The organism is Corynebacterium sp. KPL2830 (assembly GCF_040225635.1).
GTDB lineage: Bacteria > Actinomycetota > Actinomycetes > Mycobacteriales > Mycobacteriaceae > Corynebacterium.
The window spans coordinates 97,103-113,522 of record NZ_JBEHFR010000001.1 but is presented as its reverse complement, the minus strand read 5'-3'; the positions used below and the strand labels follow the sequence as shown (position 1 = coordinate 113,522).

The window sequence follows — 16,420 nt, the reverse complement described above, 5'->3', positions numbered from 1 at the left end:
TATTTAATTACACCCGTGTACTTAAAACTGTGCACCTTATTTGCGGGCGCGGCGCTGGGGGCGCGGTGGGGTGACGCCATCGGCAAGCCGCCTAGTCCAAATTAGGAATGCGGTGTGCGCGTTCATGCGGTGCTCCGGGCGGGTGGCTAAGCCTTCTACCTTCCATTCGCGCACGAGGGATTCCCACGCCTTCGGTTCGGTAAAGCATTGTAGCTCACGGATGCCCTCCATGACCTTCATCAGCTGCGGGACCGTTGCCACATAGGTCATGAACACGCCGCCAGGGATCAGCAGATCGCGCACGGTCTCCAGGTTCTCCCAAGGCTCCAGCATGTCCAAGATGATGCGGTCGACGGGGCCACCGAGGTCCTCAGCGGTGACATCACCGAGATCGCCTAGGCGCGGCGACCACCACTCGGGGCGAGCGCCAAAGTATTCCTCGACGTTATCGACCGCGTACTCCAGGTGATCATCGCGGATTTCATAGGAATAGACGTGGCCTTCGGGGCCCACGGCGCGCAGGAGGGACATCGACAAGGCGCCGGAGCCCGCACCGGCCTCAAGCACGCGGGCGCCCATGAAGATATCGCCCTCGACCAAGATTTGTGCGGCGTCCTTGGGATAAATGACGGCGGCACCGCGCGGCATCGATAAGACGTGATCCACCATGAGGTGGCGGAAGAGCAGGAAGGACGAGCCCAGGGTGGACTCGATGACGGAACCTTCATCCATCCCCATGATGTCATCGTGGTTGATTATGCCTTTATGGGAATGGAACTGGCCTCCTTCTTTCAAAATGACCGTGTAGTGGCGCCGCTTGGCGTCCGTCAGCTGCACGCGGTCGCCATAGGAAAAGGGGCCAGAATAAGCCATGCCGCAAAACTCCTCGAGGTTGTGGGTACTAACCCTTCAAGTATGCCTCAAGAGCCCGCGAGAGCCATATTTGGTCCTGCTCGCCCACCATCTCGCGCGCGGAGTGCATCGACAGCATCGGCACGCCCACATCGACGGTGTCGATACCCAGCCGCGTTGCGGTAATCGGGCCGATGGTCGAGCCGCACGGCACATCGTTATTGCCCACGAAACGCTGCACCGGAACCCCACCCTTGGCACACGCGGTCTCCCACAGAGCAATCGTCTGTGCATCTGAGGCGTAGCGCTGGTTGCCGTTGATCTTGGTCACTGGGCCCTGCCCAATGATCGGCTGGTGGGTGGGGTCGTGCTTATCCGCGTAATTGGGGTGCACCGAGTGCGCGGCATCGGCAGACACGCAGCTGGAGCGAGCGAACATCTGGAATCGCTCTTCCTCATTAGCCCCCAGCGCGCGGGCGGTGCGGGTTAGCACGTCCTGCAGGATCGGTCCGGCGGCACCATAGCGGGAACTCGAGCCCACTTCCTCGTGGTCAAAGGCCATCATGACCAAAATATCGGAGCCGTCATAGTCCTGCGCAGCGCTTTGCATGGCCTCCAGCGAGGCGTGCACCGAAGATAGGTTATCCATGCGGCCAGCCGCGATAAACTTTTCGCCCGCGCCAAAGACGGCACCCCGGGCGGCATCGGCGGTAATCAGGTTGAAGGAAGCAATATCCTGCTTGGCGATGCCCGCCTGCTCCCCCACCACCTGCAGGATCGACGCCTCTTCATCGCCGACCGTCAGCACCGGCTGCATGTGCTTTTGGCGGTCCGGCTTGAACTCATCCTTGCGGTACAAGTGAATGGCCAGCGAAGGAAGGCGCAGGACTGGACCCGTATTCACGAGGTGCTGGCGCCCATCCGTGGTCACCACCTGGCCGGCGACGGTAAGTTCACGATCAAACCACGTGTGCAGCAAGGCACCGCCGTAGATTTCCACCGCGACCTGTTGCCAACCTACAGCCGAAAAATCGGGCGTGGGCTTGAGCGCCAGCCCCGGCGAATCAGTATGCGAGCCAACGATGCGGAAACCGGAGTTCTTATCGGCGCCTTCCGGCACGTACCACGCGGCAACCGCACCGCCGCGGACCATGACGTGCCCGCCTGGTGCGGCCGACCAGTCCTCGCGCTCATCCTGAACCTGGAAGCCAGATTCTTGCAGCTGGCGCGCTACCTCATGCGCGGCGTGGTACGACGACGGCGAGGCCGCCAAGAAATCAAGGAACTTATCGGTATAACTCATGCCTTCTAGCTTGCCACGAAACGATCAGCGATAGGCTAGATACACCATGGCTACTACATCAACTCCCCGCCCCCGTCCCCTTGCCCTGTCGCCCTCGCGCGCCTCCGACTACCAGCAGTGCCCGCTGCTCTACCGTTTCCGGGCCATCGACAAGATTCCCGAGCCCAAGACCATCGCCCAAGTTAAGGGAACCCTGGTCCACGCGGTCCTAGAAGAAACGCATAAGCTCCCGCGTGAAGAGCGCACCTACCCAGCAGCGGTAAAGATGATCAAACCGAGCTGGGCCGCGATGACAGAAGAGGACGCTGAACTGCTCGAGCTCGTGCCCGAAGAAGAGACGTATGACTTCTTCGTCGCCGCCCGCGAGCTGCTCAAGGGCTATTTTCAGATGGAAAACCCGCAGGGCTTCGACTGCCAAGAAACCGAGATGTATGTCAATACGGTCCTGCCCAATGGCGTACCCGTGCGCGGGTTTATTGACCGCGTGGACCGCGCCCCCACCGGCGAGGTGCGCGTCGTGGATTATAAGACGGGAAAGAAACCAGCACCCCGGTTTTCCCAGAGCGCCCAATTCCAGATGCGCTTTTACGCCCTGGTGTACTGGCGCCTGCTGGGCATCATCCCTCACCAACTGCGGCTGATGTATCTCAAGGTGCTGGACTCGATGTTTTTAGCTCCTACCCAGGAAGAACTCGAATACTTCGAGCGCGATCTAGGCCAACTGTGGGCCAAGATTGAGGCCGATGGGCGCGCCGGGGATTTTCGCCCGAAGCGCTCCAAGCTCTGTAATTGGTGCGCGCATCAGGCGATCTGCCCCGAATTTGGCGGCACGCCGCCGGAGTACCCGGGGTGGCCGGGCTCCGCGGCGGATTAGCTCCTTTTAGAACAGTCCGGATACCGTGCCATCGGCGGCGACGTCGATATTATTGGCCGCCGGCTTCTTAGGCAGGCCCGGCATGGTCATCACGTTGCCGGTCAGCACCACAATGAACCCGGAACCGGTGCGCGGCAGCAGCTCGCGCACGTGCAGCGTGTGTCCTTCCGGGGCACCCAATGCCGTTGCTTCATCGGAGAAGGAATACTGCGTCTTGGAAATGACTACGGGCAGTTTATCCCAGCCATTGTCCTTGATGTACTGCAAGTCCTTCACGGCCTTGGAGCCGTATTCCACGCGGTCCGCGCGGTAGATCTCGCGGGCGATGGTCTCGATGGAGGCCTCGATGCCTTCTTCTGGATCGTAGAGCTGCTGCGCGCCGCCCTCGAGGTTCTCCAACAGGGTGTCGGCCAGCTTCGTCGCTCCCGCGCCGCCTTCGGCCCAGACGTTGGCCTCTTCTAGCGCCACGCCGAAGTCCTTAGCCCAATCGCGCATGAACTGGCGCTCCGCCTCGGTATCGGACCAGAAGAGGTTCAGCGCGACGACGGGCTTGATCCCAAACTTGCGCAGGTTTTCTACGTGGCGCTCAAGGTTGACGATGCCCTTCTGCAGCGCCTCGAGGTTTTCCTCGGTGAGCTTGTCCTTGGCAACGCCCCCGTTGTACTTCTGCGAGCGAATCGTCGCCACAACCACCGCGCCGGCCACGTCCAGGTCACCAAACCGGGACTTGATATCCATAAACTTCTCGCCGCCAAGATCTGCGCCGAAGCCGGCTTCAGACAGCACGATATCGCCGAACTGCAGCGCGGTCTGCGTCGCCAGCAAGGAGTTGCAGCCGTGCGCGATATTGGCGAAAGGACCACCGTGCACGAGTGCGGGAACCCCGCCGAGGGTTTGCACGAGGTTTGGGTTCAAAGCATCGCGCATCAGCGCGGTCAGCGCGCCTTCCGCATCGAGCTCGCGCGCGGTCACTGGGCGTTGGTCATAGGTAAAGCCGACGGTGATATCGCCTAGGCGCTGCTTGAGGTCTTCGAGGCTCGTCGCCAAGCACAAAATGGCCATGATTTCGGAGGCGGCCGTAATGGTAAAGCCAGTTTCTGCCGGTACGCCGTGCGCAGAGCCGCCGAGCCCAGTGACCACATTGCGCAGTGCGCGGTCGTTCACGTCGACGCAGCGCTGCCAAGTGACGCGGCGCGGGTCGATGCCCAGCTGATTGCCCTGGTGGATGTGATTGTCGATGATGGCCGCCAGCGTATTCGTTGCCGCGGCAATGGCGTGGAAGTCACCGGTGAAGTGCAGGTTGATATCCTCCATCGGCACAATCTGGGCGTAACCGCCACCCGCGGCGCCGCCCTTGATGCCCATGACCGGGCCCTGGGATGGCTCGCGCAGGGCCACGATAGCCTTCTTCCCGATCTGATCCAGCGCATCGGTCAAGCCGATAAGCACCGTGGATTTACCTTCGCCAGCAGGTGTTGGGGAGACTCCTGTCACCAGCACGAGCTTGCCGCGCTTGTCTTTGGCGTAGTCCACCTTGGTGATATCCACCTTGGCTTTCGTGGAACCAAAGGGAATTACTGCATCTTCGGGGATGCCTGCTTTGGCTGCGATCTCCCCAATCGGCTGCAGGTTATGGGCTTGTGCGATTTCAACATCGGATGGCTGCGTAGTCATGGCACCTACCCTACCGATTTCTGGCATAAGCCAAGTCGCATGGGGGTATGAAGTGTGAGACGGAACATTTCTTATGGTGGAGCTTCCACATAAAAGTGGCGCCCTCTCCGCGGAGAAGACGCCACTGGGAGTGCAAGCTAGAGGACTCGCTAAATGATTACCGCGCCGAGTGCGTAGCCAAGGAGCACGGAACCGGCGATGCTGACCACGCCAGGGATGAGGAATGGGTGGTTGAATACGGCCTTGCCGATCTTGGTCGTGCCCGTATCATCCATTTCGACTGCTGCCAGCAACGTGGGGTACGTAGGCAGGATGAACAGAGCAGAAACTGCCGGGAATGCGGCCACAGCGGTAACCGGGCTTACTCCCAACGCCAACGCGGCGGGCATGAGCGCCTTGGTGGTAGCAGCCTGCGAGTACAGCAGGGCTGCGGCGAAGAAGAGCACCACTGCCAGCAACCATGGCGAAGCTTCAATGACGTCACCAGCCAAGGCTTGAATATCGTCCAAGTAGTGGTTGATAAGGGTGGTTCCCAACCACGCGACACCCAGCACACAGATGCAGGCGGACATGCCCGATTTAAATACCGGGGTATTGAGGACGTCAGCGGCCGGGATCTTGGTCTTGAGCACGATGATCGTCGCGGCCGAAAGCATGACCGTCATAATCGCCTCATTGCGCGGCAGCGTTGGATCCGTGATGAGCCCAACTTGTTCGGAAGAAATGGTAGCCCATGCCATGACGATAACGATGGCGATAAGGAAGATAACGACGGAAGACTTAGCGCCTTCCTTGGGCTCATATTTGCTAGCACCAATCGGCTCTTTGACCAGGCCCTGCGCCTTGCGCTCTTGGTACACAGGGTCATCTTCCAGCTCCTTACCAAACTTATTGGCCAGCCAAGCTGCGGGGAAGATGGACAAAAAGGTAGCTGGAATCAACACGCCGAGCACTTGGAGGTACCCCACCCCCATAGGTTCAAGCAGACCAGCCAGGATGACAACTGCAGCAGAAATCGGCGAGGCACAAATACCCATCTGCGCGGCGACGACCGCGATAGATAGCGGGCGCGACGGGCGAACCTTTCCTTCCTTGGCCACCTCAACGATGACCGGCAGCGTGGAAAAGGAGGTGTGCCCGGTACCAGCTAAGACCGTCATCAACCAGGTCACGATGGGTGCGTAAAACGTAATCTTCTTGGGGTTTTTGCGCAGGAACTTCTCGGCCACGTGAACCAAATAGTCCATGCCGCCGGCCTTTTGCATCGCGGCGATGGCCGCGATCACCGTCATAATGATGGCGATGACGTCGAACGGAATGTCTTCCCTAGTTACGGGAACTCCCGCAACGCCCAAAAGGAGAACGCCTAGGCCACCGGCCATGCCGATGCCTATGGACCCAATTCTCGCACCTAAGATAATGGCCGCGAGAACGATGACAATATGAATAATAACCATGGATACACTCCACACGTTCTCAACTACACGTGGTGGACACACATCAGCATGCCGGTCGTGGACCACCCTTACATTTCTATTTTGCCTTGAATATGTTGTTTTATTTACGCATTCTGCCCGTTTGTGTTGCTTCCCACATGTGTTCTACCTCGCGTTATAAACCGTTCGGTATATTTCCATGCCGCTGCACTATGGAAACGGGAGACGTTAGCTCAGGCATTCACGAAAGAGACCGCACACACCATGGAGTACTTTTCCGCTTTCCACGGAAAAACAGCACGGTGTGTGCGGAATGGTGGGCACCACCATGAGGATGGGCATCGCCCACCTCATGCAGCACTCCGGCTCGCGAACTTTACTTAGTTGTCATCGAGGAAAAGCTGACCGCGAAACTCTGGGTGCATCAGGTTTTCTACCGACAGAACCTTGTTCAGCGTTGCCTCATCCAGAAGGCCCTTCTCCAGGACGAGTTCCTTGACACCCTTGCCGGTCTTGAGGGATTCCTTGGCAATCTCGTCACCGTTGTGGTGGCCAATGAATGGGTTCAAGTAGGTGACGATACCAATGGAGTTCTCCACGTACTGGCGGCACACGTCGGCGTTAGCGGTAATCCCGGTGACGCACTTTTCGCGCAGGGCATCAACCGCGTTGCCCATGATGCGGATGGACTGGAACAGCGCCTCACCGATGACCGGCTCCATCACGTTGAGCTGCAACTGGCCTGCCTCTGCAGCCATGGTCACGACGTGGTCGTTGCCGAAGATCTTGAAGCAGGTCTGGTTGACAACCTCTGGGATGACTGGGTTGACCTTACCCGGCATGATGGAGGAACCTGCCTGGCGGGCTGGCAGGTTGATCTCGCCAAGGCCAGCGCGCGGACCAGAGGACAGCAGGCGCAGGTCGTTACAGATCTTGGACAGCTTCATGGCAGCGCGCTTGATGGCGGAGTGCAAGAATACATAGGCACCGCAGTCAGAGGTAGCCTCGATAAGGTCGCTCGCAGTCTTCATCTCCAGGCCAGTGACCTCCGACAATGCGGCGGTTACCTGGTGGCGGTAGCCGGCTGGAGTGTTAACACCGGTACCGATGGCGGTTGCGCCGAGGTTGATCTGCAGCAAGCGGCTCTGTGCATCGCGCAGAACGGCCTGTTCCTCGTTCAGATTATTAGCAAAGCCCTTGAATTCGTCGCCCAAGGTCATGGGGACGGCATCCTGCAGCTGGGTACGGCCCATCTTCAGGATGTCTTGGAACTCATTACCCTTGTCCTGGAATGCGGAACGCAGGCTGTCGATGCGCACGATGAGGTCATCGATGGCAGCGTACAGGCCCAACCGGAAGCCGGTTGGGTAAGCATCGTTGGTGGACTGGGACATGTTGACATCGTCGTTGGGGTTGATGATGTCGTAGGAGCCCTTCTCCTCCCCCAAGTGCTCAAGGGCCAAGTTGGCAACGACCTCATTGGTGTTCATGTTCAACGAGGTGCCGGCACCACCCTGGAATACATCGAGCGGGAACTGGTCCATGCAGCGACCCTCATCCAAGATCTGGTCACAGGCCCACATGATGGCCTCTGCCTTCTTCTTTGGCAGCACGTGCAAGCGACGGTTGGCCATCGCGGCAGCCTTTTTGACCTTCACCATGCCGCGGATGAAGTGCGGAATGGTGTTAATGGTCACGTAGGAAATCTGGAAGTTATCCATCGCGCGGACGGTGTGGACACCAAAGTAAGCATCAGCGGGAATTTCCAAGTCACCGATCAGATCGGTTTCCGTACGAGTGTTTTTGCTCGACGTCTTTGGCTGCTTCTGCTCAGCTACCTTTTTCTGTGCAGAATGAGTGGTCTTATCCTCCTGCTTATTCTCCGCTTGCTTTGCGGCAGACTTAGTGTCTTTTTCTTCTTTCTTAGACGACTTTGCCATGATGGCGCGGCTCCTTTGCCTGTCGAGAATGATGTCCGAGTGAATAATCTCAAGCGCCAATGGTAGCCACGTTTCGCCCCAGTTGGGACGACCAAGAATTTAATACTCCCCCTAAAAGCGGGCAATGCGGAGATCGGAAGCCAAAATTGCCTCCGCACCGAGTTGGGAAAGTCGATCCATAATCTGGTTGGCTTCTTTTTGCGGAACCATCGCACGCACCGCCACCCAGTCTTGACGCGCCAACGGTGAAACCGTTGGGCCAGTCAGGCCCGGAGTAACACCAGCTGCTTTATCTAGATTTTCTTCTGCAATGTTGTAATCGATCATGAGGTAGGTGCGGGCGTGCAGAATACCTTGGATGCGGCCCAATACAACCTGCTCTTCTGGCGTCACCTCTGCATCGTGGCGTTTAATGACAACAGCTTCCGAGCTCACAATGGGCTCACCAAAGGGCGCCAAACCCTGCTGCCGCAGCGTAGTACCAGTTGACACGACATCAGCAATAACATCGGCTACGCCTAAGTGGATGGATATTTCCACCGCGCCGTCGAGGCGGATCACATCGGCGGAAATCCCCTTCTCCGCCAAGTCTTGTCGGACCAAATTCGGGTACGACGTTGCCACACGCTTGCCCTCCAGGTGAGAGATATCCCACCCCTCTCCTTGGGGTGCGGCGTAGCGGAATGTTGAGTCACCGAAGCCAAGTGAGAGGACCTCTTTAAATTGGGCGTTGGAATCGAGCGCTAAATCGCGCCCCGTAATCCCCAGATCAAGCACACCGCGGGCGACATAGATCGCGATATCCTTCGGGCGGAGGAAGAAAAACTCCACCCCATTGTCCAAATCCACCACGTTCAGCGTTTTGGAGTGGCCGCGCCCCTTATAACCGGCCTCACCAAGGATTTCTAAAGCCGCTTCTGATAGGGAACCTTTATTTGGTACTGCAATTTTGATCATGCTGTTCTCCAGGAAGTCTGCTCCACCGCAGGTGGGCAACAAGTTATAGGTATTTATAAATATCTTCAGGCCGCAGGCCGCGCTTGATCATCATGACCTGCGTCCAATAGATAAGCTGCGACATTTCTTCCGCCAGTTCCTCATCGGACAGGTATTCGGCGGCAATCCATACTTCGCCCGCCTCTTCGATGATCTTTTTGCCAATATGATGGGCGCCTTCTTCCAGCGCCTGGACGGTCCCAGAACCCTCTGGCTTCTGGTCTGCTTTGTGTAGTAGCTCAGCAAAAAGTGTCTCAAAATCCTTCACAACTACCTATTGTTCCACAGGTAAGCAGTCAATGCGAAGGGTTTTATTTCATTTCCTGGATAGCTCGGAACCACTCGTAGACATCTACATGGCGCGCGCCTGCGAGGTGGCGAGAATCGCGCAGCCGGGAAATCTCCACTACCCCCTCCGGCACTTCCACGCCTTCATCCTCGGGCAAACCGATAACGGTGCATCCCGCGGCCACGGCAGCGCGCATACCTGCCGGGGAATCCTCAAACACAAGGCACTGAGCTGGATCAAGCTGCAGGCGCCGGGCTGCTTCCAAGTACATATCCGGGGCGGGCTTGCCAGTGGGAACTTCATCGCCGCAAATAGTGTCCACGAAATGTTCGCGGCCTATTACCGCGATGGCAGCGTCCGCGACGTCGCGATCCGTGTTCGTCGTGACCATCATCGGCATGCCGTCTTGGCGAAGCGAGGTTAAAAGCTCAGGGATCCCGGGAAAGATTTCTAGGCGGCCAGCAAAAAGTGTCTTCACATAATCAAACATCTTGTGCCGATAGGCTTCGACGTCGCCTTCGCCCAAGGAAACTCCCGCATTATCAGCGCAAATGCGCAGCGTCGTAGGAAAGGTAGCCCCCACCGTATCCATGCGTTGTCTGGCTGTCAGGCGCTTGCCCAGCACTTCCGAAAGATAGTACGTCGCCTCACCCCACAAGGGCTCCGAGTTGGTCAAGGTGCCATCCATATCCCAGAAAATCGCCGCGGGACGGGACAAAGACTGGGAATCACTCACTGTGGTCATACACACTCCACCGGCTATTCCGGCATAGAACTACGGCTCAACGAGGGGGATATTCGCGCTGCGCGGTGATCAATCAACTTCACCTTAGGAATCTATCCACGGCGGGCTGGCGCCGTAAAGGGGCCTAGAAGTCCAACTCTGGGATCTGTGACAGCGCCTCATCATCGGCGCCGGTAGCCGCGGAGGCGTTGTACATCAGCTCGGCGATTTCTTCCTTTTCCTCCGGCTCCACCACCGCATCGTGTTGCTTGCGATTGAAGGTGGCGAGTTTTTGCACGGTCTTATTCAGCACCGCGGCGAGCTGGCCGCCATCAGGATCGTCCGGCAGCCCGTCCAACCCATCCAACATCTGCTCGAGGTGGCCTTTGAGTTCTGGTAGGACCGCCGCGTTAAACGGTGCCTCCCAGAATTCTTTTTCCTCGTCCTTGAGGTAATCGCCGGTGGCGAAGGACTTAAGATCAGCAATGAACTCATCAACGGTGGGTTGGAAATCTGCGCGAATGCTCATGCTGTCGATATTGCCCTAAGTTGGCTAGGCCTGCACGCCGAGCAGCGAATTAAGTGCTGTACGCACTAACTCCGCAGCACCTTCCTCGTCTTCACCCCGGTTACTGCCTGCCCAATCGTCGATGACGCGCAGCGCGGTGGGGGTATCGAGGTCATCGGCAAGCGCTTGGCGAAGCCCCGCTACCGCACCTTCCGCAGCCGACAGGGACCCAGGGCTTTCCAGGGCAGAGCGCCACATGGCCAGGCGGGTCTTGGCTTGGTCGAGCACCTCATCGGACCAGTCCCGCTCAGCGCGGTAGTGGCCGGAGAATACGCCAAGGCGGATGGCGGAGGGATCTTCGCCTTGCTCCACGAGCTTGTGGACGAAGACCAGGTTGCCCAGGGACTTGGACATTTTCACGCCGTCGAGGCCGATCATTCCCGTGTGGACGTAGAACTGCGCCATGCGGTCTACGCCCAAGGCGGCCTCTGCATGCGCGGCGGAGAATTCATGGTGCGGGAACTTCAGATCGCTGCCGCCGCCTTGGATATCAAAGGTGCTGCCCAAGTAATTGGTGGCGATAGCAGAGCACTCGATGTGCCAGCCGGGGCGTCCGGGACCGAAGGGAGACTCCCACGCCGGTTCGCCTTCGCGGTGGGCGCGCCAAATCAGGGCATCCATGGGGTGCTTCTTGCCCGGGCGGTCGGGGTCGCCGCCGCGCTCGGCAAAAAATTCCTGCATCTGTTCCATCGAGTAATTGGATTCGTAGCCAAATTCCTCGGTGGCATCGATGGAGGCATACACATCGGGGTACTCCGGGTCATCGACCACGTAAGCGGCGCCGTTATCCAATAGTTTTTGCACCATGTCCACGATCTCATCGACTGCTTCCATGGCGCCGATGAAGTGCTGCGGCGGAATGACCGATAAAAGTTCCATATCGGAGCGGAAAAGGTCGATCTGGGAGGTGCCGAGTTCGCGCCAATCAACGCCGTCGCGCTCCGCGCGCTCAAAGAGTGGGTCATCGACGTCGGTGATATTTTGCGCGTAATTGACCTTCTTGCCAGCGTCCAGGAACTGCCGGTAGATCAGGTCGAAGGTGAGGTAGGTGGCTGCGTGGCCCAAGTGGGTCGAATCATACGGGGTAATGCCGCACACGTACATGGTGGCGGTATCCCCCTTTACCTGCACGGGGGCCTTGGTTTGATTCGCGGAGTCGTAGAGATAGAGCTGCGCCGCATCGCCTGGGACGCGACTATAAGTAGGTGTTGGCCAAGAATGCATGGCACCTATCCTAACGCGAACTTATGGGGCGATTTAAATGGGCTGTAGGACCCCCAAGGCCAGCAGAATCATCACGAGGATGCCCACTGGGATGCGGTAGGCCGCGAACCATGCAAAGGAGTGGTTGCCCACGAAGTTCAACAACCACGCAATCGAGGCGTAGCCCAAGCCAAAAGCGATACCGGTGCCCACGAGCAGCTGCATGCCGGACGCGGCTTGGCCGGCTTCGGGCGCGAAGGCATCAGGAAGCGAAAAAAGCCCCGACGCCAGCACCGCCGGAATGGCCAGGAGGAAGCTAAAGCGCGTGGCCACCTCGCGGTCGAGGCCCAAGAAAAGACCACCGGAAATGGTGCCGCCCGAACGCGAAACGCCAGGGATCAGCGCCAGGCACTGGCACAGGCCCATGATGATGGCATCTTTCATCGTCAGCTCCTCAAAACCGCGCTTTTTGGAGCCCACGCGCTCGGCGGCGATGAAGACGAAGGAGAAAAGGATCAGCATCGCAGCGGTGATCCACAGGTTGCGCAGCGCCCCGCGGATGGCATCTTCAAAAACCAACCCAATAACGCCGATGGGAATGGAACCGGCGATGACCATCCAGCCCATGCGCCAGTCCTGCCCGCGCGAGGCGGGGTTGGTCCACCCGCGGAGCCATCCGGAGAGGATTTGCCAAATCATTGGGGCGAAATAGACCAGCACGGCAAGCTCGGTGCCGAGCTGGATGACGGCCGTAAAGGAAGCACCGGCATCGTTGCCCCAAAAGAGCTCGGAAACAATGCGCAGGTGCCCAGAGGAGCTTACCGGGAGAAACTCCGTAAGCCCCTGCACAATGGATAAAACGATAACTTGTGCCCAAGAAACTGCTTCGGTCGCGGTATCAGAAATCACCCGCCATACACTACCGCCGCGCACGGCTTCGGGAAATCGCAACGCGCGCTGTTAGGATAAGTATCCGTGAAATCACGATCCCGCTCCACACTCGTACTATCCAGCTTGCTAGCACTCTCCACTGCTGCGCTGGCCGCCTGCGATTCCACCGTGGGCGTAGGCGGTGATCCCGAAACCGCAGTAACGGGCAATGCCACCCCGGCTGCTTCTCCGAGCGACACCGATCCAGCCGGCACGGTCATCGACTTCGATGAAGACATCACGGATCTGGACGCGGTGAAGGATACGATTGCTGTTCGCACCGCGGACCAGGTGCGCATTGGCAGCCAGGATGACTTTGCTGCTAAGAAGGCCAAGAGCATCGATATCGATTCCACCTGCGGCGATTTAAGCTCTTCTGAATCCGGATTCGTCTTGGCCTGCCCGGATAAGGTCCTGCTCATCGATCCTTCTGCGCCGGAATCACCGGAAGAAATCAACATGGATGAGGACTTCCAGGTCACCGCCGCTACCCAGATTTCGACCGGCGAGGTCTTTGTCACCGCTGACGACTCCGCTGTGGTCGGCCGGTACAAGGATGGCACGCGGGACGGCGAGATATCCGTAGAGGCCGGCTCGGACCAGATGCTCGCCGTTCCCAACGCGGACGGCGACGACGGGATTGTGCGTATTCAACGTTCGGATTCCACCATCCAAAACATCGATTGGCCCAACGATCGCGCCGGCGGGCGGTTGCGCGCTGGCCAGGGTGTCGGCCAAATCGCGGTAGGTGACAACGGCGTCGTGCTCGCCTCCGATACCGAGGGCGACCGGATCGCGGTCTATACCTCCGATGACGTCATCCGCCTGCACCAATACGGCGTGGTAGACGGCACCCCCTGGGCGGTGGCCTGGGATGATTCGCGCGAGCTCGCGTGGGTTACCACCACCGATAACAACATCGCGCACGCCTATTCCATTGACAAGGGCGTTCCCGAATCCCGCGGCGAGATTGCCACGCTTGCCGATGCCCAAAATATGACCGCCCTATCCAATGGCACCATCGTGGTTGCCTCCGCATCCGGCCAGGGGCTGCAATTCGTGGCGGATCCACACCTGACAAAGGCAAAGGAGTCTTAATCCATGGTTTCGACCTTCGATTCGCTGCGCAAAGGCGCCTATCAGCTGGCGCTGCGCGGGATGTTTCGCCTCAGCCCCGAGCGCATCCACGGCATTATCAATTCTGGGCTGCACGGCCTGCACACGGCAGGTCCCGCCAATCGCGCGCTCGGCCGCGTCCTGCCGGTCAACGATCCAGTCTTGAAACAAGACGTGTGCGGGATTACCTTCCCGCGCCCGCTCGGCCTTGCGGCCGGTTTTGATAAGAACGCCGCGGCCGCCGATGCCTGGTCTCCCCTTGGTTTCGGCTACGCCGAACTGGGCACCGTCACGGCACAGGCGCAGCCGGGAAACCCGACTCCCCGCCTCTTCCGCCTCAAAGAAGATGCCGCCATCTTAAACCGGATGGGTTTTAATAATGAGGGTGCGGCCGCCGTGGCAGAGAACCTGCGCAAGCGCCGGTACAACGACGTCATCGGGATTAATATCGGCAAAACCAAGGTCACCCCGGCCGAACGCGCCGTGGATGATTACCGCCGCTCCGCGTCCGTCTTAGGCGGTCTGGCGGACTACCTGGTGGTTAATGTCTCCTCCCCCAATACTCCGGGGTTGCGTGACCTGCAGGCGGTCGAATCGCTGCGCCCCATCCTGCGCGCCGTGCAAGAATCCACCGATGTCCCCGTCATGGTCAAAATCGCGCCGGACCTTTCGGATGCCGATGTCGATGCCGTCGCCGATCTCGCCGTGGAACTGGGCCTTGCCGGCATCGTCGCCACCAATACCACCATCTCCCGCGAGGAGCTTAACACTCCCCGCGCGGAGGTAGAAGCCCTTGGTGCCGGTGGCATTTCCGGCCCACCGGTGGCCGAGCGCTCCTTAGAGGTACTCCGCCGCCTTAACGCGCGCGTGGGCTCGCAGCTTGTCCTTATTTCCGTCGGTGGCATTACGACCCCAGAACAGGCGTGGGAGCGGATTGCCGCAGGTGCCAACCTTCTCCAGGGCTATACCGGGCTCATCTACGGTGGTCCGGACTGGATTCGGGATATTCACAGGGGCATCGCCAAGCAGATTCGCGCCCATGGCCTAAGCAATATCTCTGAGGCAGTAGGCTCCAACCTGCCGTGGAAGGCAATAAACTAGCAGCTCATTAGATAGCACAATGCCACGTGTTTCTACACGTGGCATTGCTTATTTATAGGCCCGCTTAAGAGGTCGCCATGACGCTGCGCCGCAAAATTAAGGCACAGATGGCGGACATGCCGGCATAAAAGAGCAGCCAATACTGCTGCTGAATCAAAAGATCGTGCTGCGGCAGAAAGCGGCTAGCAATAATCAAGGCCACCGCAACCGCTAGGGCGATGATCTGCGCGCGGCTTCCGGCATGTTCCTTGCTCATCGTACTGAAGGCACCCACCATCACCGCCGCGATAATGATCGCGAGGTTGCTGTAGGTCCACACAAACGGTGCGCCCCATCCATCGCTAAAGACGGAAATCAGGGCAAAGAGGACCAGCACGAAAGCGACGACCAAAAAAGCGCCGCCCACCCGCAGCGCTGCGGGTGGGGTCACTGGATTTTTAGGAGCGGAACTCGCCATTACTTGGCCTCGTACCAACCCCAGAGGATTGCCCGGCCCAGTGCGTGGAAGTGCAAGTTGAAGCCGAGGACGGTCGGGGAAGAATCCGGATCGATATCGAGGGTTTCTACGTCTACGGCGTGGACCGCGTAGAGGTAGCGGTGCGGCGCGTGGCCGGCCGGCGGGTTGGCACCAAAGTGGGTGCGGTTGCCGGAGTCATTGCGCAGGCTGATAACACCGTCGATGCCAAGGTCCTCTGCCGCACCGGCGTTGGTGGGCAGCTCGGAGACATCGGTGGGGATATTAAAAGCGGCCCAGTGCCAGAAACCGGAAGCGGTCGGTGCGTCCGGGTCAAAGCAGGTTACCGCCAAAGACTTGGTTCCCTCCGGCAGCCCGGACCATGCCAGCTGTGGGGACACGCTTTCCGGCGCGCGGTGCTTTTCTGGGATCTCATCGCCTTCTACCAAGTCGGTAGAAGACAGCCCGAAGCTGGGGAGATCGCGCAGCGGGGCGTAGGGGTCAGGTCCGGGGAATCGAGTGTCATCTGCATAAGAAGTCATGTACCCCTTTGTACCGCAGATCACACGCGCTTGTCGATGCCCCTCCCACTCACCCCACCACCGTGTGGCTGGTGTCAGACCGTGCTCCTACCTAGGCGCTGCGGCCGCCCAAGTTACAAGGATGTATTTACCCGCCTTGTGATCGCCTGGTTTATGAGCGTTTACCTGGCGATTTGTATTCCAAAGGCCGAACACGATAAAGTTTCGGGGTGCCCAACCGAGAGGTTGCAAACACCCTGCCCGGGTGGCGGAATGGCAGACGCGCTAGCTTGAGGTGCTAGTGTCCTATTAACGGACGTGGGGGTTCAAGTCCCCCTCCGGGCACACTGTGAAGTCTCGAGACATCGTTCCTACGGTGCCTCGAGATTTTTCTATAAGTACTGCTCTTTTCTAAAAGCACGGCCGCGCCGACTACGAT

16 protein-coding genes and 1 tRNA gene are annotated in these 16,420 nt (G+C 58.9%); 4 read left to right on the top strand and 13 right to left on the bottom strand.

Annotated elements, in window-relative coordinates; genetic code table 11:
- Positions 1–36: 36 nt before the first annotated feature.
- Both ABRP87_RS00525 and ABRP87_RS00520 read right to left on the bottom strand, forming a co-directional pair.
- The gene (locus ABRP87_RS00525) at positions 37–873 is read right to left on the bottom strand and encodes a tRNA (adenine-N1)-methyltransferase (RefSeq protein WP_239268120.1); all 837 of its coding nucleotides are present in this window, start codon (positions 871–873) and stop codon (positions 37–39) included.
- A 28-nt stretch (positions 874–901) separates the two neighbouring features.
- Complete coding sequence (locus ABRP87_RS00520) at positions 902–2,155, bottom strand: M18 family aminopeptidase (RefSeq protein ID WP_239268122.1); 1,254 nt, start codon at positions 2,153–2,155, stop codon at positions 902–904.
- Between the two features lie 46 nt (positions 2,156–2,201).
- Here ABRP87_RS00520 and ABRP87_RS00515 point away from each other — a divergent pair, with 46 nt between their 5' ends.
- Positions 2,202–3,029: a RecB family exonuclease gene (locus ABRP87_RS00515; RefSeq protein WP_023022351.1), complete on the top strand. Its 828-nt coding sequence runs from the start codon at positions 2,202–2,204 to the stop codon at positions 3,027–3,029.
- A gap of 6 nt (positions 3,030–3,035) precedes the next feature.
- Here ABRP87_RS00515 and ABRP87_RS00510 read toward each other — a convergent pair whose 3' ends face one another.
- From ABRP87_RS00510 to ABRP87_RS00470, 9 genes are all read right to left on the bottom strand, one after another.
- On the bottom strand, positions 3,036–4,703 hold the full coding sequence (locus tag ABRP87_RS00510) for a formate--tetrahydrofolate ligase (RefSeq protein WP_349867052.1): 1,668 nt from the start codon (positions 4,701–4,703) through the stop codon (positions 3,036–3,038).
- A 149-nt stretch (positions 4,704–4,852) separates the two neighbouring features.
- On the bottom strand, positions 4,853–6,160 hold the full coding sequence (locus ABRP87_RS00505) for an anaerobic C4-dicarboxylate transporter (protein WP_239268126.1): 1,308 nt from the start codon (positions 6,158–6,160) through the stop codon (positions 4,853–4,855).
- A gap of 359 nt (positions 6,161–6,519) precedes the next feature.
- Positions 6,520–8,079 carry an aspartate ammonia-lyase gene (aspA, locus tag ABRP87_RS00500; RefSeq protein WP_023022356.1) on the bottom strand — a complete coding sequence of 520 codons (1,560 nt, stop codon included), beginning with the start codon at positions 8,077–8,079 and terminating at the stop codon, positions 6,520–6,522.
- 111 nt (positions 8,080–8,190) lie between these two features.
- Positions 8,191–9,036, bottom strand: a complete 846-nt coding sequence (hisG, locus tag ABRP87_RS00495) for an ATP phosphoribosyltransferase (RefSeq protein ID WP_023022358.1) — start codon at positions 9,034–9,036, stop codon at positions 8,191–8,193.
- A 43-nt stretch (positions 9,037–9,079) separates the two neighbouring features.
- On the bottom strand, positions 9,080–9,343 hold the full coding sequence (locus ABRP87_RS00490; protein WP_349867050.1) for a phosphoribosyl-ATP diphosphatase: 264 nt from the start codon (positions 9,341–9,343) through the stop codon (positions 9,080–9,082).
- A gap of 43 nt (positions 9,344–9,386) precedes the next feature.
- Positions 9,387–10,109 carry an HAD family hydrolase gene (locus ABRP87_RS00485; RefSeq protein ID WP_023022362.1) on the bottom strand — a complete coding sequence of 241 codons (723 nt, stop codon included), beginning with the start codon at positions 10,107–10,109 and terminating at the stop codon, positions 9,387–9,389.
- Positions 10,110–10,233: 124 nt separating this feature from the next.
- Positions 10,234–10,617: a hypothetical protein gene (locus tag ABRP87_RS00480; protein WP_023022364.1), complete on the bottom strand. Its 384-nt coding sequence runs from the start codon at positions 10,615–10,617 to the stop codon at positions 10,234–10,236.
- A gap of 24 nt (positions 10,618–10,641) precedes the next feature.
- A complete protein-coding gene (gene mshC, locus ABRP87_RS00475) occupies positions 10,642–11,880 on the bottom strand; it encodes a cysteine--1-D-myo-inosityl 2-amino-2-deoxy-alpha-D-glucopyranoside ligase (protein WP_239268130.1) in 1,239 nt (412 codons plus the stop codon).
- Between the two features lie 33 nt (positions 11,881–11,913).
- Positions 11,914–12,768, bottom strand: coding sequence for an undecaprenyl-diphosphate phosphatase (locus ABRP87_RS00470; protein ID WP_051138371.1), 855 nt, complete (start codon positions 12,766–12,768; stop codon positions 11,914–11,916).
- Positions 12,769–12,834: 66 nt separating this feature from the next.
- Here ABRP87_RS00470 and ABRP87_RS00465 point away from each other — a divergent pair, with 66 nt between their 5' ends.
- Both ABRP87_RS00465 and ABRP87_RS00460 read left to right on the top strand, forming a co-directional pair.
- On the top strand, positions 12,835–13,887 hold the full coding sequence (locus tag ABRP87_RS00465) for an NHL repeat-containing protein (RefSeq protein WP_349867047.1): 1,053 nt from the start codon (positions 12,835–12,837) through the stop codon (positions 13,885–13,887).
- Between the two features lie 3 nt (positions 13,888–13,890).
- On the top strand, positions 13,891–15,006 hold the full coding sequence (locus ABRP87_RS00460) for a quinone-dependent dihydroorotate dehydrogenase (RefSeq protein WP_349867045.1): 1,116 nt from the start codon (positions 13,891–13,893) through the stop codon (positions 15,004–15,006).
- Between the two features lie 64 nt (positions 15,007–15,070).
- Here the strand turns inward: ABRP87_RS00460 and ABRP87_RS00455 are convergent, their stop codons facing one another.
- Both ABRP87_RS00455 and ABRP87_RS00450 read right to left on the bottom strand, forming a co-directional pair.
- Entirely contained in the window at positions 15,071–15,463 is a 393-nt protein-coding gene (locus ABRP87_RS00455) for a hypothetical protein (RefSeq protein WP_023022374.1), read from the bottom strand.
- Positions 15,463–16,002: a YbhB/YbcL family Raf kinase inhibitor-like protein gene (locus ABRP87_RS00450; RefSeq protein ID WP_023022376.1), complete on the bottom strand. Its 540-nt coding sequence runs from the start codon at positions 16,000–16,002 to the stop codon at positions 15,463–15,465. The genes ABRP87_RS00455 and ABRP87_RS00450 overlap by 1 nt, the downstream gene beginning before the upstream one ends.
- A 238-nt stretch (positions 16,003–16,240) precedes the next feature.
- Between ABRP87_RS00450 and ABRP87_RS00445 the strand changes: the two genes are divergently transcribed.
- Positions 16,241–16,326: transfer RNA gene (locus ABRP87_RS00445), tRNA-Leu, on the top strand.
- Positions 16,327–16,420 lie beyond the last annotated feature (94 nt).